Origin of the sequence: Lysinibacillus sp. NPDC093712 (genome assembly GCF_050280025.1) — a bacterium.
In the GTDB taxonomy this organism is placed as follows: domain Bacteria; phylum Bacillota; class Bacilli; order Bacillales_A; family Planococcaceae; genus Lysinibacillus.
This window is the reverse complement of the sequence record NZ_JBNNUU010000002.1, coordinates 432,896-449,940: the sequence shown is the minus strand read 5'-3', so window position 1 is coordinate 449,940 and position 17,045 is coordinate 432,896. Positions and strand designations below refer to the sequence as shown.

Here is a 17,045-nt window from a genome sequence, read left to right as displayed (position 1 = left end):
TTATAATGAAGAAGACTTAGCTAAATTTAATCGATTATATTTTGCAAATAATAGTTGATGGTAGCGGAGGCGGTGACTGCTGCGGGAACGCACGCAGCGTAAGACGCAACAATCTGCCGTAGTGGACATCGATGGCGCAGCAAAAAGTGTTAGATTGATTCTTAGTCAAGCTAACACTTTTTCCCTTTTATCGCAGCCTCTAAATACTTAAGCAGGCATTTCCGTTGGTGTTGGTTTCGCATAACCATTTTTGTACGTCTTATCAATAGTTTGACGGATTTCTTTCAAGCTCATGCCATCTTTATGCATTTTTGCTGATTGTAGTGCAATTTCCAAGCAAACGCCACAACGTGTACCATGGTCGTCCCAGACGATTGTGCCATCTTCACGCTTTTCCTGAATGAAGCAGTTTAAGTTGCTTTTATGTCCTGCGGATTCTCCACAGCCACAGTAGCATGGCATCCACTCTAAAATGTCTGTTGATTGCCCGGCAATTTGGTAAACTAAGCGAATATTTTCAGTTTGGCTATCTAAAAATGATGGTAATACATCGGCACCTGCTGTTTCTTCCTGAATGTCTCCTGAAACATGAGCATGTCCATCATGTGAAGCCTCATCTTGTGAATCATTCGGATTTTCTTTAATTGCTTTATCTGTCCCGCAAGCACTTAGTACGAGTAACAACAACGTAAAAATGGATACAAGTTTTTTCAAAACAAACGCCTCCTACATGTTTACAATATTTCCATTATAACATTGTCCCTGTCAATATTTATAGCAGACAAGGACGGTTTTCAATGAAATATATCTAAACCTCGTGTTTTGTTCATTAAAAGTTCCATTTTTTCGCCTAGTAATTTTTTTAAGAAAAAGCCAAACAGTATAAAAATTAGCCAAAAGCCTAACAAAAATGCGAGGTCTACCCATACCTTTTGCCAAATGATGCCACCAACTGCCTCTCGCATCATTTCAATTGCATAGGTAAACGGTAAAAACGGATTGATTACTTGGAAAAACTTTGGCAATAACTCTACGGGATAGGTGCCTCCAGAACCAGCAATTTGTAAGACCAACATAACGATTGCTAGCGCCTTTCCAACATTTCCGAATACGGATACTAGCGTGTAGACAACAGTTATAAAAACAAAGCTAATGATTAGACCAAAAATTATAAAGAAGTAGGGCGCACTAATAGAAACATCTAATAATAAAGCATCACCAAGTGTAATAATTAAAGTTTGGATTAATGAGATTGTTGCAAATGTCAGTAATCGCCCAAAGTAAATTTCACGAATACTATATTGTTGGTTGTCGTGTATATTTACCGCAAGTAGTGAGATAAGTAACAAACAACCTACCCAAATAGATAGCACCGTATAAAAAGGAGTCATTGCTGTACCGTAATTCGCGATTGGGAACATTCTATGTTCTTCTAGTTGTACAGGTTCTTCAAAGAAATTCCGTTCAGCATCGACATCGTTCTTTAATAATTGAACAATTTCAGAAATATCGGTTTCATTTTCTAGTGTTCGAAGCTTATTAGCAAGATTGGTTATTTTTTTGCTTAGCGTTGGGAAGTCTGACTGAATTGTAGAAATTGCCTTATTGGCTGATACTAGCGTATTTTTAGCATTATTTAACCGTTGTTGCGCCTGTGGAATTGAGCTTTGAACCTTTGTTAGCATTGTCGATGCATTCGTTAAAGTATCTTTGGCAGCATTCAAAGTTGTATGAATTTGCGGCTCCAGATTTTCTGAATAGTAGCTAAGAAATTGTTTTAAATTGTCGGCAGCATCTTGGGCAATTTTTTGGACTTCAGCAATATCCTTTTTTATCTTTTCCTCATCGATATTGTTTATTTGCTGAACTTTACTTGTTGTATCCGTTAATAAAGCATTTAGTTGACGTAATGACGAGAGCGCACCCGTCGAAGAGTCGGTAATTGTAGGATTAGCTCGTAGCGCTCCTTGTATAGACTCCAATTGCTGAATAATGTCTTTATTATTATCGTTAGAGCTGTTTTGTTGAAGTGATGTAATAACATTTTGGAGCGAATTTTCAAGTTGCTTACGAGATGTTGCATCTGCCTGTGTGAGTTTTTGTAAAGCCTCTAAAGTCTGAATACTACTGTTTACTTTGTCTAGCGAAGATGTTAATTGTTGTTGCAGTTCGTCTTTTGATTGCGCTAATGTCGAAGTATCGGAAGTAGCATTTTGCAATTTTTCTAAAAGATTTGTGAATTGCTGTGCAATTGTTTGCGCACTTTCTAAATCCTTTTGAACGATTGGTGAAAGCTGATTGAACAGTGTATCTGCTTCATTAATTAGCTTTAATCCACTTTGAATAGTTGTAAGACCGTTATTCGTAATTTTCTCTATTTCTGGAATTTCACTAATAGTAGTGTCTAGTAATTTCTCGGCATCTTTTCCACCTGTTGCAGTTTTTGCTAAAAAGGACTCAATATCAGGTAAATGTTGTTCAATTGTAAAAATATACTGTTCAAATTTTTTGAAGTCTGGAAGTTCATGCTCTATTTCAATACCAATTGTATTGAACATCGAGAAAAGGGTGCCATTTACTGTTGATATGAATTCACTAGAAACTTGTTGGGTAATAACGCCAGCGCCTTTACTCGTAATTTTAGGGGCAATGGGATTTATTTTTTCGTTTACATAATAGTCAATATGCGCTTTTGTTGGTTCATCTGACAGAATGGATGTTAGCTTCTGGGAAAAGTCACTAGGAACGATCAGTACTGCGAAATAGTCACCATTTTTTAATGAATCGAGCGCTTCTTGCCTAGGGGTAAAATACCAGGAAAAATTATTATTTTCTTTTAAATTAGTCATTAATTCCTTTCCTATATTTAGATCTTCTCCTTTAACGGTTGTCCCGGTATCTTCGTTTACAACAGCAATTTTCATATTGGCAGTGTGAGCGTATGGATCCATGGAAGCGTAAATATTAAGCCATGCATAAAGTGAAGGTAAAAAAATAAGACCACCAACGATAACAGCAACTACCCAGTTTGATAAAATATTAAGGATATCACTTTTGTAAATTCGAAAGACATGTTGGAAAGTGTGTTTCATAGTTAAATTTCACTCCAAATTCATTTTGAGCTTATAGTAGTATGTTTCCATAAATGCACTGAATTATGTTCGAATAGTTGGAAAATTTAATATGAAAGACTAATTAGTTTACTAGGTTCTAAAAACACTTTATAATCAATCCCAAATACACTAAAAGTAGGGCATTTTTGTGTGAAAATGGAGGAGTTTAATTGAAAAAATTACTAATTATTGGTTCGGTTATTGTTGTATTATTTGCAGCAATCATTGTGCTTACAAATGTATCGAACAAAAACAAACTTGCTAGTGCAAATAATCCGTATGGTGACAAAGAGTTAACACAAGAAACAATCGATCAATTAGATGATGAAAATTACCAAAATATTATGTTACCTGATGAGCTAGAAAAGAAAATTAAAGCAGGAGAAGATGTGAACGCATACTTCTTTAGTCCAGTTTGTGTTCACTGCCAAGCATTTACACCTGTATTAATGCCGATTGCAGATGAACTTGGGGTAAACATTGCTCAATTAAATGTCTATGAATATGATAATCTTTGGGAAAAGTATGGTATTGAAGCAACACCAACTTTCATTCGTTTTGAAGATGGCAAGGAAGCAGCACGCTTTGTAGGTGCTTTACCAGAACAAGATTTACGCTCTTTCTTCGATAAAGAAGTGTTAAAAAAATAATGCATAAAAGAGACTGATCCAAAGAGAAAATTGGCCAGTCTCTTTTTTTTAGAATTGGTACATTATAATATAAAGTGAGCTCACGAACACGCTTAGTGATGGTAGTGGGGCAAATTAAATAAAACATAGTTTGTTTACGATACGGAATATGTATAATGTATATTATAAAGACTGTAAAGTTTTAAACTGGAGGAAATTTGTATGACAATGGATGATTACTTTTATAATGGAGAGCTGATGAAATGTTATGAAGCTGCTTTGCAAGTAGCAGAAGGACCAGAAAAAGCCTTAGCTATTAAATATATAACTTTGCTAGAGGAGTACGACTTTGCCACATTCCCCAAGCCGACACTTTTAGTAGAATTACAGCATAAAGAACGTGCGAATGAAAGTTACCCTGAATCTGATGCCGTTGTAGAAATACGTGCTCTAAAGGATGAAGCTGCATTTTCGAAGCGTGTTAAAGAACTTGAGGAAATAGCTAAAACGGGGACAGCAATTGAAAAAGCACAATCATTTTTTACACAGGGTGAGCTATTTTTATTTGCACATCATTATAATGAAAGTGTCCATTGCTTCAAACAGGCAGTTAAAGAAAATCCGAACAAAGCTTTATACTGGGGAATAACAGGTCAAACAATGCATCGTTTTGGCTGGATGCCTTTTGATGCGCTTGGTTATTTGGAACAAGCCATTTATTTAGATCCAATGAATGCGCGCTGGAAGTGGAATAAAGCACTTGTCCTTATTCAACTTGCAAAAGATTTACAGATGGCTCCCTTTATGGCCAATGCAGCGATTGCATTAGAAGAAGCGATTGCTACTTGCGACGAGCAACAGCGTTCTTTAAAAGATGCTATTCAAAATACAATTGATAATATGGATAGTTATGTGTTTTCATAAACTGATGCATAATAACATTCTTTTTTAAGACTGAAGACAAACTCGGAAAATTCGAGTTGCCTTCGGTCTTTCTATTTTTAATGGGAAAATACTATTATTGAAAAGGGTTATAATAGGAATTTAGTGATTTCATTAATTTTTCATCGTTACTTAATAAAGACTTTTGATTGAAATTTAGGTATATAATGGTAATCTATTAGTAGAATATTAGCTTTAAATTATATATAAATAATGAATTACTTATGGGCAAAAGGAGGTAGGGGTCATCTTGTGGGAATTAAATAAACAATATTCTTTTTTGAGGCAAGGGATTCAATACATTATATACTCCATTGTTATTTTGCTAATCATCGCTTACTGGAGTTAAAAATTTTACGCGATTTTCGGAAAGCATAATTTGTTTCAATTCATTTGTTAATGGAAATTCTTATTATTGTTGTAACAATGACAATTGCAATACAGTGGTTAACGACACCTTATAAGGCTTTTTTTAGCAAGCCATTACAGCCAGCCTTTTTACAAGAAAACTAAGCTTCAACATAATGCGCAAAATATTTTAGAGAAATTACATGCAAGTATTGTCGCAAAAGCTGTTAGTGATGCAGCAATTGAGTCAGGCGTATCAGTATTATTCCAATAACCTCATTGTCAAACCTAAACGCTGTCCATTTCTTTCTATTCAACAATCATGGTATGATAGGGAAGAAATGATTTGTTGAGATAAGGACGGGTTTTTATCATGGCACAAGAAGTAGCGAATAAATTTATTGAAAATGTATGTCATCATTTAGTACGTAATATGAACATTGAAAAGGTCGAGCAGCACTTTAATCAGACGATTGAGATGCAACGTCAATCAGCATTATCTAAAACGGATTTTTGGGATATGTTAATGGTGAATATGCTGTATTTCACTGATAATGAACAAGTTTGGGAAAATGAGCTAATCAATATGCTAGAGCAAAAACAATGGTTAAAACCTGCAGTATTGGAAGAGGAATTGCTCATGCATCAAATGCGGATTCGTCAGCAAGTAGCTGAACGGATGGAGATGGCAAAAGAGTTATTTCATCAACAATATGAAACAGATGGCTTATCAGAAGAAGATATTATCTATGATTACGCATATAGCTCTGCGGGACATTCGATGCGCATGGATTTACTAACAGTACTTGTATCCACGCCTGCGCAATCGAAAGTATTATTTGACGCTAATCCACAGGAAACACTGCGCATCATTAACGGTTATATAGCCTATCATACGGACGGGCTTATTTCAAAAACAAACTTAAAATAAAGTGCCAGTCACTCAAACAATTCTGAAATTAATTGGCTCTGTAAATTTTACGGAAATCTAAGTGAAAATCCACTTTGACTCTTGCGGGAACCCACGCAATGTAAGACGCAACAAGCCACGTTTTCGCGAGGTTTGCGGCTTACGTCGTGCCCCGCAGAAAGCGAAGTGGATTTTCCTATTTATAAGGAGTGCCAGTCACTCAAACAATTCAATACTAGATAAAAACAACATCTGTGCAGGATAATCGCGTAATATGATAAAATAGGACTGAGTTTACTTGAAAGGAATTATGTTCATGATTACACCATTCACATATAAACATACACAACCAACAAATATGGACCCGACTAAAAAATATCCAGCTATTTTTCTATTGCATGGCATGGGTAGTAATGAGGATGATCTACCGCAACTAGTACAAGAATTTCAAGATCAATGTCATATAATTAGCATAAGAGGTCCTATCACACAAAAGCCTGGTTATGCCTTTTTCACAATTCAGGAAGTTGGAAAACCAGATCGAGCTATTTTTGACAAAGTGTTAATCGCTCTGCAACGCTTTATGTTAGAAGCTATTGAAGAGTTTCAAATTGACCCTCACAAAGTATATGTACTTGGATTTAGTCAAGGTGCAGTTTTGGCACAGTCATTAGCTTTTGTTATGGGCAATTTAATTACGGGCATTGTAGCATTAAGCGGATACACGCCAAAATTTGTTACTGAGGAGTATGCAATTCGTACAGTTAATCATCTACATGCCTTTATTTCTCATGGCGATTATGATTATGTTATTCCATCTCAATGGGGCGTTGAAAGCAAGGAACTATTTGAGCAATTCGGTGCATCTGTTACATTCAAACAATATCCAGATGGACATGGTGTTACGCCGGAAAATAGACAAGATTTAGTGATGTTTTTAACTCAACAATTACAAGAGAACATGCAGTAACGATAGAAAATAAAAGGCATCGGGAATAAATTTCTCGATGCCTTTTAAAATTTATGCTTTATTTAGAAAGACTGCGGTCCTTATCCGTTACAGCCGCTACTGCATCGTGGATTGTCGTTTCGAAATGATTGCTTTGCAGGGAAGATACGCCTTGAATTGTCGTTCCACCTGGAGAGCATACTTGATCGACAAGTGCCCATGGGTGTTCTTTTGATTGTAAGATCATTTTGGCACTGCCTAATACAGCGTTCGCAGCTATATCAAGTGCCATATTTTTAGGCATACCTTCGCGCACAGCTGCTCGAGCTAATGCATCAATATACATATAGGTGAAAGCGGGTGAAGCCCCACCAATTGTTGTAAAGATGGAGAATAAGTGTTCAGGTACCTCAATAATCGTGCCAATTGTTTCAAATAATGTCGTAATGAGTCGAAGTTGAGAATCTGTCACCTGCTCATTTGTAGTGTAGCAACTTGTTGATGCGCCAATTAGGGCATTGATATTTGGCATAACGCGAATAATTGGTGTGGACTCTGAAAGGTAGCCTTGGAAGTAGTTGAGATTTTTCCCAGCAGCAATGGATACGATCATGTGCTTTTCTTGTAAATGGTTTTTAACTTCTGGCAAAACATCAGGCAGCATTTGTGGTTTTACACCTAAAATAATGACATCACAATTTACCATCAGTTCCTCGATGGAAGTTGTCGCTTGTATGCCATAAGAGGTAGCTAGTTTAGTTGTTTTAGATTTTGTACGATTATAGCCATATATATAAGAGGAATCAAAATCTCCGCTATTGCACATTCCTTTTATAATGGCTGTGGTCATATTACCTAGACCAATAAATCCGTATTTCACGTGTTAGACACTCCTTCAATTATATAGAACATACCTATTAGTATAGAGCAGATTGTTTTTCTTGAATAGCATTATGCAGGAAAGAAGGCAATTAGGTTCAAATTCATGCTAGTCGGTGGTATCATAGAAGAAGTTGTGATTTGGCTTAAACCTATTTCATTCATGAAATCATGTACTTTATGTGAACTTTGAGACATAGCTGCCCTAAAAGGGGTAAAATAATAATTTGATATGTTGAATGCAAAAAATGTCTCTTTCTATCGAAGGACGCATATAGAAATTATAATAGAAAAGGAATTAAGAGGAATGGAACAAAATCTAAAAACGGATCAAAATCCACAGACTGTAGAAAAGACAATAGAGAAACACTCGCTCTTTAATGTTTTAGCACAAACAGTTAAAACAGGTATTATAAAATCCAATTTAATTCCTATGTGGGCTGGCTTGACGCTAGGGATGTATAAAAATAAAATGACGCTTTTGGACAATATACCAGAAATCATTTTTGCAACAGTTGGTTCAGCACTTGTTATCGGTGCTGCCGGTGCGTTTAATAATGTGTATGACCGTGATATTGATGCCATTATGCCACGTACAAAAAATCGTCCTACAGTAACAGGAGAAATGTCAGCAAAAACAACGATGATTTTAGCAATTGTTATGTTAATTGTTGGAATAGGTGTATTAGCATTAGCTTCACCACTAGCTGCATTATTTGGTTTTATTGGTGTCTTTTTATATGTTGTACCGTATACAATGTGGACAAAACGTCGCACAATTTATAATACCGAAGTAGGGAGTATTTCAGGCGCTGTACCACCTTTAATCGGTTGGGCGGCTGTATCTTCAGATATTACACACCCAGCTTTAATGGGTCTCTTTTTTGTCATGGTCATATGGCAAATGCCACACTTTTATGCGATTGCTATTCGAAAGCATGCAGATTATGAAGCGGCAAGTGTTCCGATGTTACCTGTAATAAAAGGGATGCGCCGTACTTATTACCAAACGAACTTTTATTTAATATTGCTAATATTATCTAGCTTTTTATTTGGTTCGTTAAGTAAGGGTATTATGCTTGTCGCACTAATATTAAGTGTCGCATGGCTTGCAATGAGTATATACGGTTATCATAGCAATAAAAATCAAGAGAAGTGGGCGACAAAAATGTTTGTGTTCTCACTTTTGCATATGACAATCCTCTTCTCAACGGTTATTATTTATTCGCTAGCTGGGGTTATATTTAAACTATATTAACTGTTGTTATAGGTGAAACTAAATAGAAAAGCCAACAAGTTACTCTAAGCTTGTTGGCTTTTCACTTTCAACAGATGTAAATTGACGATGCGGCCATTCGAAAGCGTGAAGCTTCCCTCCAAATACAGCACCACCATCTATACCGATAATATTATTGTCACCAAAATAAACATCGTAATTTGTTGGGTCCTGATGCAACTTATAAGTAGGGGTATGCCCAAATATCACCGTTTTCTCTCCATCATAGCCTGTATGAAATTCTTCTCGAATCCATATCAGTTGTAAAGGGTCTGTGTCAGTTAATGCTATGCCAGGTACAACGCCGCCATGGACAAAAATTGCATCTTCTAACTCTATATACGTTTCAAAAGTTTCTATAAGCTGTAAGTGTTCTTCGAGCTTCGGTAATGTTTGAATGTAATTAGGTAATGTATTGTTGACAATAGCATCTTCAAAATCTTCCACATGATAGCCATAGCTGGTAAGTGTTGCATCTCCGCCACAGAGCGAAGTCCAATGATTCCAAGCTTTTGGAGTCCCTGAACGACAGGCTTTTAGCATAATAGCTTCATGATTTCCTAGTAAAACCCGTGCCCCAGTTGCTTGTAGTTCCGCAACTATATTTAAAACGCCACAAGAAGCAGGACCTCGATCAATATAATCCCCAAGTAAAAATAGTTCATCTTGTGTTGCATCGAACTTTACCTTTAGCAATAATTCTTCCAAAAGTTCTAGTTCCCCATGTATATCACTAATAGCTAGTATACGTGTCATAAAAAGCATCCTTTCCAGTATAACAGGCGTTACTTTTCATTATAGAGAATAATCTTACAAAATTCGACTTTTCTCATTTGTTTATGACGGCAAAAATACCTGAAATATTTTTAGATAAGTAACCATTTTAGAGAATTTTGTTCATACGATAAAGCATTTCTACAAATTATCGCCGTCTTTTATCTTATGTCAGAGAGAGTGTGAGCATTTAATCGTTTGTCTATAGATTTGCAAGAAAAGAGGGGGAGTTGTGGTAGAGTAAGCGCTGATGGCAAATAAGAAGTATTCGAGATGTTCCTTAGATTTTTGTTGTGAAATAAATAATTTGAATATAAACCTCCTTGGAATAGGGATTTATATTCAAATTAGAATTTAACTATTTATAATTTTGTTCCATTCTTGCTCCGCGATACTTTCGTCAAAGCTTGAAAGCAAGCGGTAGTTATCGGTATCTAAAATTCGATAATGTTGACTAATCACATTTTGTTGTAAACGATAGCCTTTCCACTCATTTACATTTTTCCACCATATGTATCCGCCCATCGTTTTTTCTTTTGGTTGTAATGTGCCATTATTGGCGATTAAGTCAACAACCTCAAGGGGATCACCGCCTAGCTCATGCTGTAAAATTGAACTTTCACGACATAGTGCGCATATTGCAACTGCAGTAGTCCAACCAGTTTGAATTCGACCTTTTTCAATTTGCACGAGTGTTTTTTTGGAAAGTCCTATTAGGTTGCTCATTTGATCTTGCGTTAATGTTTTTTCTGTTCGAATTAATTTTAGTTTCTCTGAAACGAGGGAAATTAGTTGTTCACGATTCATGCAAACATCCTTTCATCAGGTTGTTAAGCTCCATTATACATGAAAGACAAATTAGTAGTGCGAAGATTTGGGGAGCTAGCATTTGAAAAGGTAATAGTATACGGAGCGAAAGAAAAAGACTGCTCAAAAAAGAATCTTACTCATTGAGCAGTCTGTTGTTTGTGATAACAGGCAATTAATATTCATATTTTTTTGTGTCAGAAATAACACGGAAATGAATTCCTTTAATTTGAGCACTTACTTTATGGCGTAATGTATCAAGATCGACTAGCTCGTCTCCATCATTTACACACTCAGCGATTTCCTGTAATAGTTTCGTAAATGCTTCTTTGAATAATGAGCGCATATTATCAAAGTCAAGGCTTCTGAAGCTTCCATCAATATCAAATGCCTCAACAGAATTTAACTGCTTTGAAGCGCCGGCGAAGCGGTCATCGTATACTGTATAGTTTTCGTCAGTTACAACGATAATATATAAAATTTCTCCTGTAATCGTTTTTAATTCAATATTTGTCTTATGTTTTTTGACATCGGTAATAATGTGGATACCGTCTGAATGATAAAGTTTAAAAAGTTTCATAATATTGCCCCCTGAAAATAAAATCATTTATATAAACATTATATATAAATATGGCTAATAATGGAATGAGTCGAAAAGTATATAGAAATACTAGTATAGCCTTATTTATCTTAAGTTTTGATTGCCATTTGATGCTTCTAACGAAGGAAAATTGTCCAGTTAACTTTCTGTTGTAACAGGGGCAACTTTATGGAGCGGACGTACTTCGATATAGTGAAGCTGATGACCACGTTGTTCATAAATGCTAAATACATATTGTTCCAGCTCGATGTTTTTACTAGCCCTAATGCCATTATTCACGGTTAAGAACCAACCACCGAGTGTTTCTACATCATCTGTATCTAGTGAAATTTGTAGTAAATTTTCTACATCTTCTACAAGCATTTTGGCATTCAAAATATAATGATTGTCACCTATTTTTCGAATTTCAGCAATTTCATCATCGTCAAATTCATCACGAATCTCGCCAACGATTTCTTCTAAAATATCCTCAACCGTGACAAGTCCACAAGTACCACCATATTCGTCCATTAAAATCGCCATATGAATACGTTCCTTTTGCATACGGCCAAGTAATTGTTGAATAGGTGTCGTTTCTATTACACGAATAACAGGGTTAATAAAATCTTCAAGCACAAAAGAATCATCCGTTAATTGTTCAAGTAGACCATGGGTAAATAACTCTTTTGCATTTATAAACCCTAAAATATTATCTCGGTCACCATCATAAATAGGATAGCGAGTATATTTTTCAGCGGCGATAAAATGAATAATATTGGTGAAGGTTTCATTTTTTTCAATGCCTGCAATTTCTGTGCGGGGAACCATAATTTCTCTAGCAATACGCTCGTCAAATTCAAAGACATTATTAACGAATTTTAACTCAGTTTTATTAATTTCACCGCTTTTAAAACTCTCAGATAGCAATGAGCGCAATTCTTCCTCCGTATGCGATATCTCGTGCTCATTTGCTGGCTTCATGCCGAAGAAGCCTAGAAGAATACGTGCTGATCCGTTCAAAAACCAAATGAATGGGTACATCAATTTATAGAAAGCGATAATCGGTTTAGCAAAAAGTAATGCAATCTTTTCCGTCTTTTGGATAGCTGCTGTTTTTGGTGCCAATTCACCGACGACAACATGTAAAAAAGTAGCGATAGCGAAAGCGGTACCAATTGTGAAAATCGGTATATACTTATCAGCAATTCCCATCATTTCAAATAATGGGTGCAGCATAAATTCAAAGGTTTTTTCTCCTACCATCCCGATACCAAGTGCTGTTATCGTGATGCCAAGCTGACAGGCGGATAGGTATTCATCTAAGTGGTTGACAACATGCTTCGCGGGAATGGCATTTTTATTGCCCTCGGCGATTAATTGGTCAAGCTTAGAGGAACGCATTTTAACAATTGAAAATTCCGTTGCGACGAAAAACGCGGTTAACGCTAATAAAATCGTGAAAATTGATAAATTCAGTATGGTCTCCAAATAGTCGTTCTGCAAAACAGAACGTCACCTCCTAGGTATTAATAAGTAATAATAAAGAGTGCATAAGTGCAATACTTTCAGGTGAAACATTTTTTTTAATTGATTGAATATTTTTATTGTCTTGATTGTTCATTTGTTCAAGTAAAGATGATACATCATGTTCTAAATCTTGCATTTTTAAACGTAGCATTTGAACATCGATTTCTTCATAACTAGGAATATTGAGTGCGTTTTGTATTTCTCCCAGTGAAAGCCCTTCTTGTTTACGTTGTTCAATAAAATAAAGTCGATCAATCATGGCAGGGTCGTAATAGCGATAGTTTGACTCGGAACGTTCTGCCTCCAACAGGCCTAAATTTGTATAATAATCAATTGTTCTTTTTGTAATGCCTGTTTTTTGAGCAAGCTCACCAATTTTTAGTTTTTCTGTCCCAATGCAATGACCTCCCAACCATCACGTGATACTTTGATTATAACGTGATGGTTTACTAGCATTCAAATAATAAGCTTTGATATTTCTAAATTGTAAGGTAAGGTCGTTCAAATGGAGTTAATCTACATAAAAATAGCTTTTCGTAACGATAATCGTCAGAAAAGCTATAAGAATTATTTTTTTAAATATGTATCATATAGATGATGAAGGGCATCATCACCACTTAATTGTAGTATCTTCTCTTGATTGAATACAAGCGTTACTTCTGTCTGTGAGCTATCAATTTGATCGTCTTGGATTACACAAATAACGTTTACCAAACCCGTCTCAGCAAGCTGTTTTTGCATATGATCATCCCAAGCTTGATCAGAGAATAACGGTGCTTGCCAAGTGCCTTGTACATGAAGCTCATTTTTTTCGCCGTCATATTCCCAGCGTATGTCACGTAAAATAGTTTTAAATAGGTCATTAATAGTAAAGGATTCGTCGTTGTAATTAATTGTAAGTGCTCTTATTGCATGCACATCTTGGCTAACTGCGCTAGCTGCTGCATCAGCTGCTGAGTTAATGCCCGAAAAGGCATCTTTAATTTCAGTTAGTCTATCACCACAGCCGGCAAGTAAGACCGACAGGCATGTAACAATAGCAAGTTTTGTCATCCATTTCACAAGGAGTACCCCCCAGTTCCACTAGTTGTTACTACTATATTAACGAAAAGAAAATTATGAAGGAAGGGTATGTAAGAGGCAGATTGTGACGTTTTTTCAACGATACGGCCTTTTTCCAAAGTATGCTTGATTGCAAAGAATTAATAGACTGAATTTTTAAATAATTATCACTTGAAAGGGGAGCATTTTGGAATGAAAATTAATGATGAAATACTCGACCGATTAGGAACATATTTTGTGTATCACGCAGTATATGATAATTATGGGATAACTTTTGAAAATTTTGTGGAGCGTTGGTTACGGGGGATTCTTGAAGTTTAAAGTGTAATAAATTTCTTTGTCGCACCAGTTGTGTTACCATGGGCGATTTTTAGACAAGTTCTGTATTGTAACAATCTGAAAAGAGTCGTGTTCCACAAAGGAAACACGACTCTTTTGTTTAATTTTTTATAAGTTTCACTTAAAGTAATTTGTGATAAATTGATTTGCTTCTTGCCAATTATACACGCGCACAACATTGTCAGGTACAGCAAGTCGATTGTATGGTGTGTCGAATAACACCACAGGTATTTTTAATTCTTCAGCGAGCATCACAGCATTATCATGTTTATCCTCAAAGAAAGCTGCTACACTATGCTTTTTCGCTGAAGCTAATTTGTCATGACTTCCTATAAGCTCAATATGATCAAATGGGATAGCCTGTGATTTAAACCAGTTCATCGTAATATCTGATACATTTTGACCGCGTGCAGAAATGTAATATAGCTCATAAGTATTTTGCCAAGCACTTAAAATTTCTTTGGCATCTTTTGCAGCCTCAGAAACTTCATACATATAAGGCTCATTTTCCTTAAACCACGCGTTGAATGCTGTGCGATCTACTGGATGTGGGAAAGCTGATAAAAAATCATATTCGCATACATCATCAAGCGTAATATTCACATTATACTGCTTATTGATGTGAGGAATGAGTGTACTCGGACATGTTACTGTTCCGTCAATATCGATTCCAAAACGAGGCTTTGTCATGCAAGCACCTCCTTAGGCGTTCGCTTTTGCTGCTTCTTCAGCCGCACGTTTTTCTGCCATTTCAGCAGCTAGCTTATCGATTTCTTTTTTCAACTCTTCTACCATTGTTTCTTCTGGCACTTTACGGACAGTTTTGCCTTTCATGAATAAGAGACCCTCACCACGTGCACCAGCGATACCGATATCTGCTTCACGCGCTTCACCAGGACCATTAACGGCACAGCCTAGAACCGCTACTTTTAATGGCACACTCAATTTTGAAATGTATTCCTCTACTTCATTTGCAATAGAGATAAGGTCGATTTCAATACGTCCACATGTAGGACATGAAATCAGTGTCGCCATATTAGACGCTAAGCCAAATGATTTTAATAGCTCACGTGCGACTTTTATTTCCTCCACAGGATCGGCTGAAAGAGAAATACGTAGCGTATTACCAATGCCTTTTGACAAAATGGCGCCAAGGCCAGCAGCTGATTTTACAGTACCTGCAAAAAGAGTACCTGATTCTGTAATCCCTAAATGTAGAGGATAATCAAAAGCTTTTGCAGCTTTTTCATATGCTTCAATGGCTAAATTGACGTCCGATGCCTTCATTGACACGATAATATCGTGGAAATCTAAGTCTTCCAAAATTTTAATATGGTGTAATGCAGATTCTACCATGCCATCTGCAGTTGGATAGCCATATTTTTCAAGAATATGACGTTCTAATGAACCAGCATTTACGCCAATACGAATAGGAATGCCTTTTGCTTTTGCAGCTGTAACTACTGCTTCTACTTTTTCTTTACGCCCAATATTACCTGGGTTAATACGAACTTTATCAATACCATTTTCAATTGCTTTTAAAGCTAATTTATAGTCAAAGTGAATATCAGCTACTAATGGAATATGGATACGTTTCTTTATTTCTGCAATTGCATCAGCCGCACGTTCATCTGGGACTGCAACGCGAACGATTTGACAGCCTGCTTCTTCAAGTCGAAGAATTTCTGCTACTGTTGCTTCGACATCATGTGTTTTTGTTGTACACATACTTTGAATGAATAATTCATTACTACCACCAATTGTTAAATTACCGACACGTACTGGACGTGTTTTTGAACGGTGACATATTTCACTCATTAACTTTCTCTCCTTTTCGGGCCACTACTTTCAGCCGTCACTGACACTTATTTTATCAGTGTAAGAAAATAAGGACAAGGAAGAAACGTTAACTTTTCATTTTCCGCATTTATTTTCGAATTCAAAAGAGAGGGGAAGCTTAATATTTTCGCCTGGTACAAGTGCTTGTAATTGTAAATGTGGATTTAATTGATAAAAAAGCTCTAGTCGTTCTGGAAAGGTCATCGGCACTTTTGCAGGATGTAGTGCAAATAAGCTATGTATCGTATCGCCTTGAATCGTTTGTACACTGATGTAAGTAGGTTCGCGTTGGTTTTCACAAAATGCATTTTGACTTTCTTTAGGATAGAAAGCAGCAAGAGATAATGTTCCCTCTGTTAAATCTACTTTAACGACAAAAGCGATAAGCACGATTGCAACGGTTAATAAGAATGCACGCAAAAAATCCCCTCCTTTTTCTACACTATATTGAGAAGAGAGGGGAATCATGCCTATTATTTTGAAATTGGTTGTTTTGGATATTTTGTAAAGGCTACGATTAATAGAGTTATAGTTAAAAGTAAAGACAAGATCGAGATAATCGTAGCGGCATTTGGAATGTATTCTGCTAGCATACTTAAAATAGTGGCCCATGTAATAGCGAATGTTGTTGTGCGCCAAATATGGCGGTATTCACCACGGCGTTTCATGATTTTTAAAATAAATAATCCTGCTAACGCATAGAGAGCAATTTGCCCAAAAATCAACATTGTTGTCATTACAAACAGCATAATAAATGTGACAGGGTATAAGAGCCACTTTATTTGTTCTATGTATTCTGTTATACCGCTAATGTCAATCGTATTGATAGACATATCAGCGGAAAAACGCCCAAAAGAAAATACTGTAACTATCGTAATTAATAGAAAGGTATATTGAATAACTTTCCCAATAGGTAGTAAACGATAGGCTGCTAGTTTTTTAGGATGTATTAAGCTATCGATAAATAATTGTGAGTGTTTCATTTATATCTCCTCCAAACGATATTCTAACATGTTCAGGAATGACTAGATATGGACATTAGTAATTTTATCTGTGAATACAATGCTAAAA

Annotated in this window: 19 protein-coding genes; 6 read left to right on the top strand and 13 right to left on the bottom strand. The window is 36.1% G+C overall.

Annotated features, from left to right (window positions below):
• Positions 1-207 precede the first annotated feature (207 nt).
• Both ACQKNX_RS09730 and ACQKNX_RS09725 read right to left on the bottom strand, forming a co-directional pair.
• Positions 208-714: a PCYCGC motif-containing (lipo)protein gene (locus tag ACQKNX_RS09730; protein ID WP_427428707.1), complete on the bottom strand. Its 507-nt coding sequence runs from the start codon at positions 712-714 to the stop codon at positions 208-210.
• 80 nt (positions 715-794) lie between these two features.
• The gene (locus ACQKNX_RS09725; protein ID WP_427428706.1) at positions 795-3,092 is read right to left on the bottom strand and encodes a YhgE/Pip family protein; all 2,298 of its coding nucleotides are present in this window, start codon (positions 3,090-3,092) and stop codon (positions 795-797) included.
• A gap of 191 nt (positions 3,093-3,283) precedes the next feature.
• Between ACQKNX_RS09725 and ACQKNX_RS09720 the strand changes: the two genes are divergently transcribed.
• The 4 genes from ACQKNX_RS09720 to ACQKNX_RS09705 all read left to right on the top strand — a co-directional run bounded on the left by ACQKNX_RS09720 (position 3,284) and on the right by ACQKNX_RS09705 (position 6,912).
• Positions 3,284-3,763 (top strand): thioredoxin family protein, encoded by a 480-nt coding sequence (locus ACQKNX_RS09720; protein WP_427428705.1) that lies wholly within the window; start codon positions 3,284-3,286, stop codon positions 3,761-3,763.
• 201 nt (positions 3,764-3,964) lie between these two features.
• Positions 3,965-4,666 carry an O-linked GlcNAc transferase gene (locus tag ACQKNX_RS09715; protein ID WP_427428704.1) on the top strand — a complete coding sequence of 234 codons (702 nt, stop codon included), beginning with the start codon at positions 3,965-3,967 and terminating at the stop codon, positions 4,664-4,666.
• A 739-nt stretch (positions 4,667-5,405) separates the two neighbouring features.
• Positions 5,406-5,963: a hypothetical protein gene (locus ACQKNX_RS09710; protein ID WP_427428703.1), complete on the top strand. Its 558-nt coding sequence runs from the start codon at positions 5,406-5,408 to the stop codon at positions 5,961-5,963.
• Positions 5,964-6,258: 295 nt separating this feature from the next.
• Positions 6,259-6,912 (top strand): alpha/beta hydrolase, encoded by a 654-nt coding sequence (locus ACQKNX_RS09705; protein ID WP_427429180.1) that lies wholly within the window; start codon positions 6,259-6,261, stop codon positions 6,910-6,912.
• Positions 6,913-6,970: 58 nt separating this feature from the next.
• On the opposite strand, the gene proC is transcribed toward ACQKNX_RS09705, so the two are convergent.
• The gene (proC, locus tag ACQKNX_RS09700) at positions 6,971-7,771 is read right to left on the bottom strand and encodes a pyrroline-5-carboxylate reductase (protein WP_340823716.1); all 801 of its coding nucleotides are present in this window, start codon (positions 7,769-7,771) and stop codon (positions 6,971-6,973) included.
• Between the two features lie 306 nt (positions 7,772-8,077).
• Here proC and cyoE point away from each other — a divergent pair, with 306 nt between their 5' ends.
• Positions 8,078-9,028 carry a heme o synthase gene (gene cyoE, locus ACQKNX_RS09695; protein WP_427428702.1) on the top strand — a complete coding sequence of 317 codons (951 nt, stop codon included), beginning with the start codon at positions 8,078-8,080 and terminating at the stop codon, positions 9,026-9,028.
• Between the two features lie 39 nt (positions 9,029-9,067).
• On the opposite strand, the gene ACQKNX_RS09690 is transcribed toward cyoE, so the two are convergent.
• From ACQKNX_RS09690 to ACQKNX_RS09665, 6 genes are all read right to left on the bottom strand, one after another.
• A complete protein-coding gene (locus ACQKNX_RS09690) occupies positions 9,068-9,802 on the bottom strand; it encodes a metallophosphoesterase (RefSeq protein WP_427428701.1) in 735 nt (244 codons plus the stop codon).
• A gap of 372 nt (positions 9,803-10,174) precedes the next feature.
• Positions 10,175-10,627 carry a helix-turn-helix transcriptional regulator gene (locus tag ACQKNX_RS09685; protein WP_427428700.1) on the bottom strand — a complete coding sequence of 151 codons (453 nt, stop codon included), beginning with the start codon at positions 10,625-10,627 and terminating at the stop codon, positions 10,175-10,177.
• A gap of 175 nt (positions 10,628-10,802) precedes the next feature.
• Positions 10,803-11,207: a hypothetical protein gene (locus tag ACQKNX_RS09680; RefSeq protein ID WP_172772022.1), complete on the bottom strand. Its 405-nt coding sequence runs from the start codon at positions 11,205-11,207 to the stop codon at positions 10,803-10,805.
• Between the two features lie 159 nt (positions 11,208-11,366).
• On the bottom strand, positions 11,367-12,695 hold the full coding sequence (locus tag ACQKNX_RS09675; protein WP_427429179.1) for a hemolysin family protein: 1,329 nt from the start codon (positions 12,693-12,695) through the stop codon (positions 11,367-11,369).
• A 31-nt stretch (positions 12,696-12,726) separates the two neighbouring features.
• On the bottom strand, positions 12,727-13,146 hold the full coding sequence (locus ACQKNX_RS09670) for a MerR family transcriptional regulator (RefSeq protein WP_427428699.1): 420 nt from the start codon (positions 13,144-13,146) through the stop codon (positions 12,727-12,729).
• Positions 13,147-13,301: 155 nt separating this feature from the next.
• Positions 13,302-13,787, bottom strand: a complete 486-nt coding sequence (locus ACQKNX_RS09665; RefSeq protein ID WP_427429178.1) for a hypothetical protein — start codon at positions 13,785-13,787, stop codon at positions 13,302-13,304.
• A gap of 201 nt (positions 13,788-13,988) precedes the next feature.
• Between ACQKNX_RS09665 and ACQKNX_RS09660 the strand changes: the two genes are divergently transcribed.
• A complete protein-coding gene (locus ACQKNX_RS09660) occupies positions 13,989-14,117 on the top strand; it encodes a hypothetical protein (protein ID WP_255313805.1) in 129 nt (42 codons plus the stop codon).
• Positions 14,118-14,252: 135 nt separating this feature from the next.
• Here the strand turns inward: ACQKNX_RS09660 and ACQKNX_RS09655 are convergent, their stop codons facing one another.
• From ACQKNX_RS09655 to ACQKNX_RS09640, 4 genes are all read right to left on the bottom strand, one after another.
• Complete coding sequence (locus tag ACQKNX_RS09655) at positions 14,253-14,825, bottom strand: 5' nucleotidase, NT5C type (protein WP_401017701.1); 573 nt, start codon at positions 14,823-14,825, stop codon at positions 14,253-14,255.
• A gap of 12 nt (positions 14,826-14,837) precedes the next feature.
• Positions 14,838-15,953: a flavodoxin-dependent (E)-4-hydroxy-3-methylbut-2-enyl-diphosphate synthase gene (gene ispG, locus ACQKNX_RS09650; protein ID WP_427428698.1), complete on the bottom strand. Its 1,116-nt coding sequence runs from the start codon at positions 15,951-15,953 to the stop codon at positions 14,838-14,840.
• Positions 15,954-16,049: 96 nt separating this feature from the next.
• Positions 16,050-16,394 carry a hypothetical protein gene (locus ACQKNX_RS09645; protein ID WP_340823726.1) on the bottom strand — a complete coding sequence of 115 codons (345 nt, stop codon included), beginning with the start codon at positions 16,392-16,394 and terminating at the stop codon, positions 16,050-16,052.
• Positions 16,395-16,447: 53 nt separating this feature from the next.
• Positions 16,448-16,957: a DUF1189 family protein gene (locus tag ACQKNX_RS09640; protein WP_340823728.1), complete on the bottom strand. Its 510-nt coding sequence runs from the start codon at positions 16,955-16,957 to the stop codon at positions 16,448-16,450.
• Positions 16,958-17,045 lie beyond the last annotated feature (88 nt).

Coding starts and splice junctions, on each gene's coding strand:
- ACQKNX_RS09640 (WP_340823728.1), bottom strand. CDS start 16,957: ATGAAACACTCACAATTATTTATCGATAGCTTAATACATCCTAAAAAA.
- ispG (WP_427428698.1), bottom strand. CDS start 15,953: ATGAGTGAAATATGTCACCGTTCAAAAACACGTCCAGTACGTGTCGGT.
- ACQKNX_RS09680 (WP_172772022.1), bottom strand. CDS start 11,207: ATGAAACTTTTTAAACTTTATCATTCAGACGGTATCCACATTATTACC.
- ACQKNX_RS09660 (WP_255313805.1), top strand. CDS start 13,989: ATGAAAATTAATGATGAAATACTCGACCGATTAGGAACATATTTTGTG.
- cyoE (WP_427428702.1), top strand. CDS start 8,078: ATGGAACAAAATCTAAAAACGGATCAAAATCCACAGACTGTAGAAAAG.
- ACQKNX_RS09685 (WP_427428700.1), bottom strand. CDS start 10,627: ATGAATCGTGAACAACTAATTTCCCTCGTTTCAGAGAAACTAAAATTA.
- ACQKNX_RS09715 (WP_427428704.1), top strand. CDS start 3,965: ATGACAATGGATGATTACTTTTATAATGGAGAGCTGATGAAATGTTAT.
- ACQKNX_RS09725 (WP_427428706.1), bottom strand. CDS start 3,092: ATGAAACACACTTTCCAACATGTCTTTCGAATTTACAAAAGTGATATC.
- ACQKNX_RS09665 (WP_427429178.1), bottom strand. CDS start 13,787: ATGACAAAACTTGCTATTGTTACATGCCTGTCGGTCTTACTTGCCGGC.
- ACQKNX_RS09655 (WP_401017701.1), bottom strand. CDS start 14,825: ATGACAAAGCCTCGTTTTGGAATCGATATTGACGGAACAGTAACATGT.
- ACQKNX_RS09710 (WP_427428703.1), top strand. CDS start 5,406: ATGGCACAAGAAGTAGCGAATAAATTTATTGAAAATGTATGTCATCAT.
- ACQKNX_RS09705 (WP_427429180.1), top strand. CDS start 6,259: ATGATTACACCATTCACATATAAACATACACAACCAACAAATATGGAC.
- ACQKNX_RS09690 (WP_427428701.1), bottom strand. CDS start 9,802: ATGACACGTATACTAGCTATTAGTGATATACATGGGGAACTAGAACTT.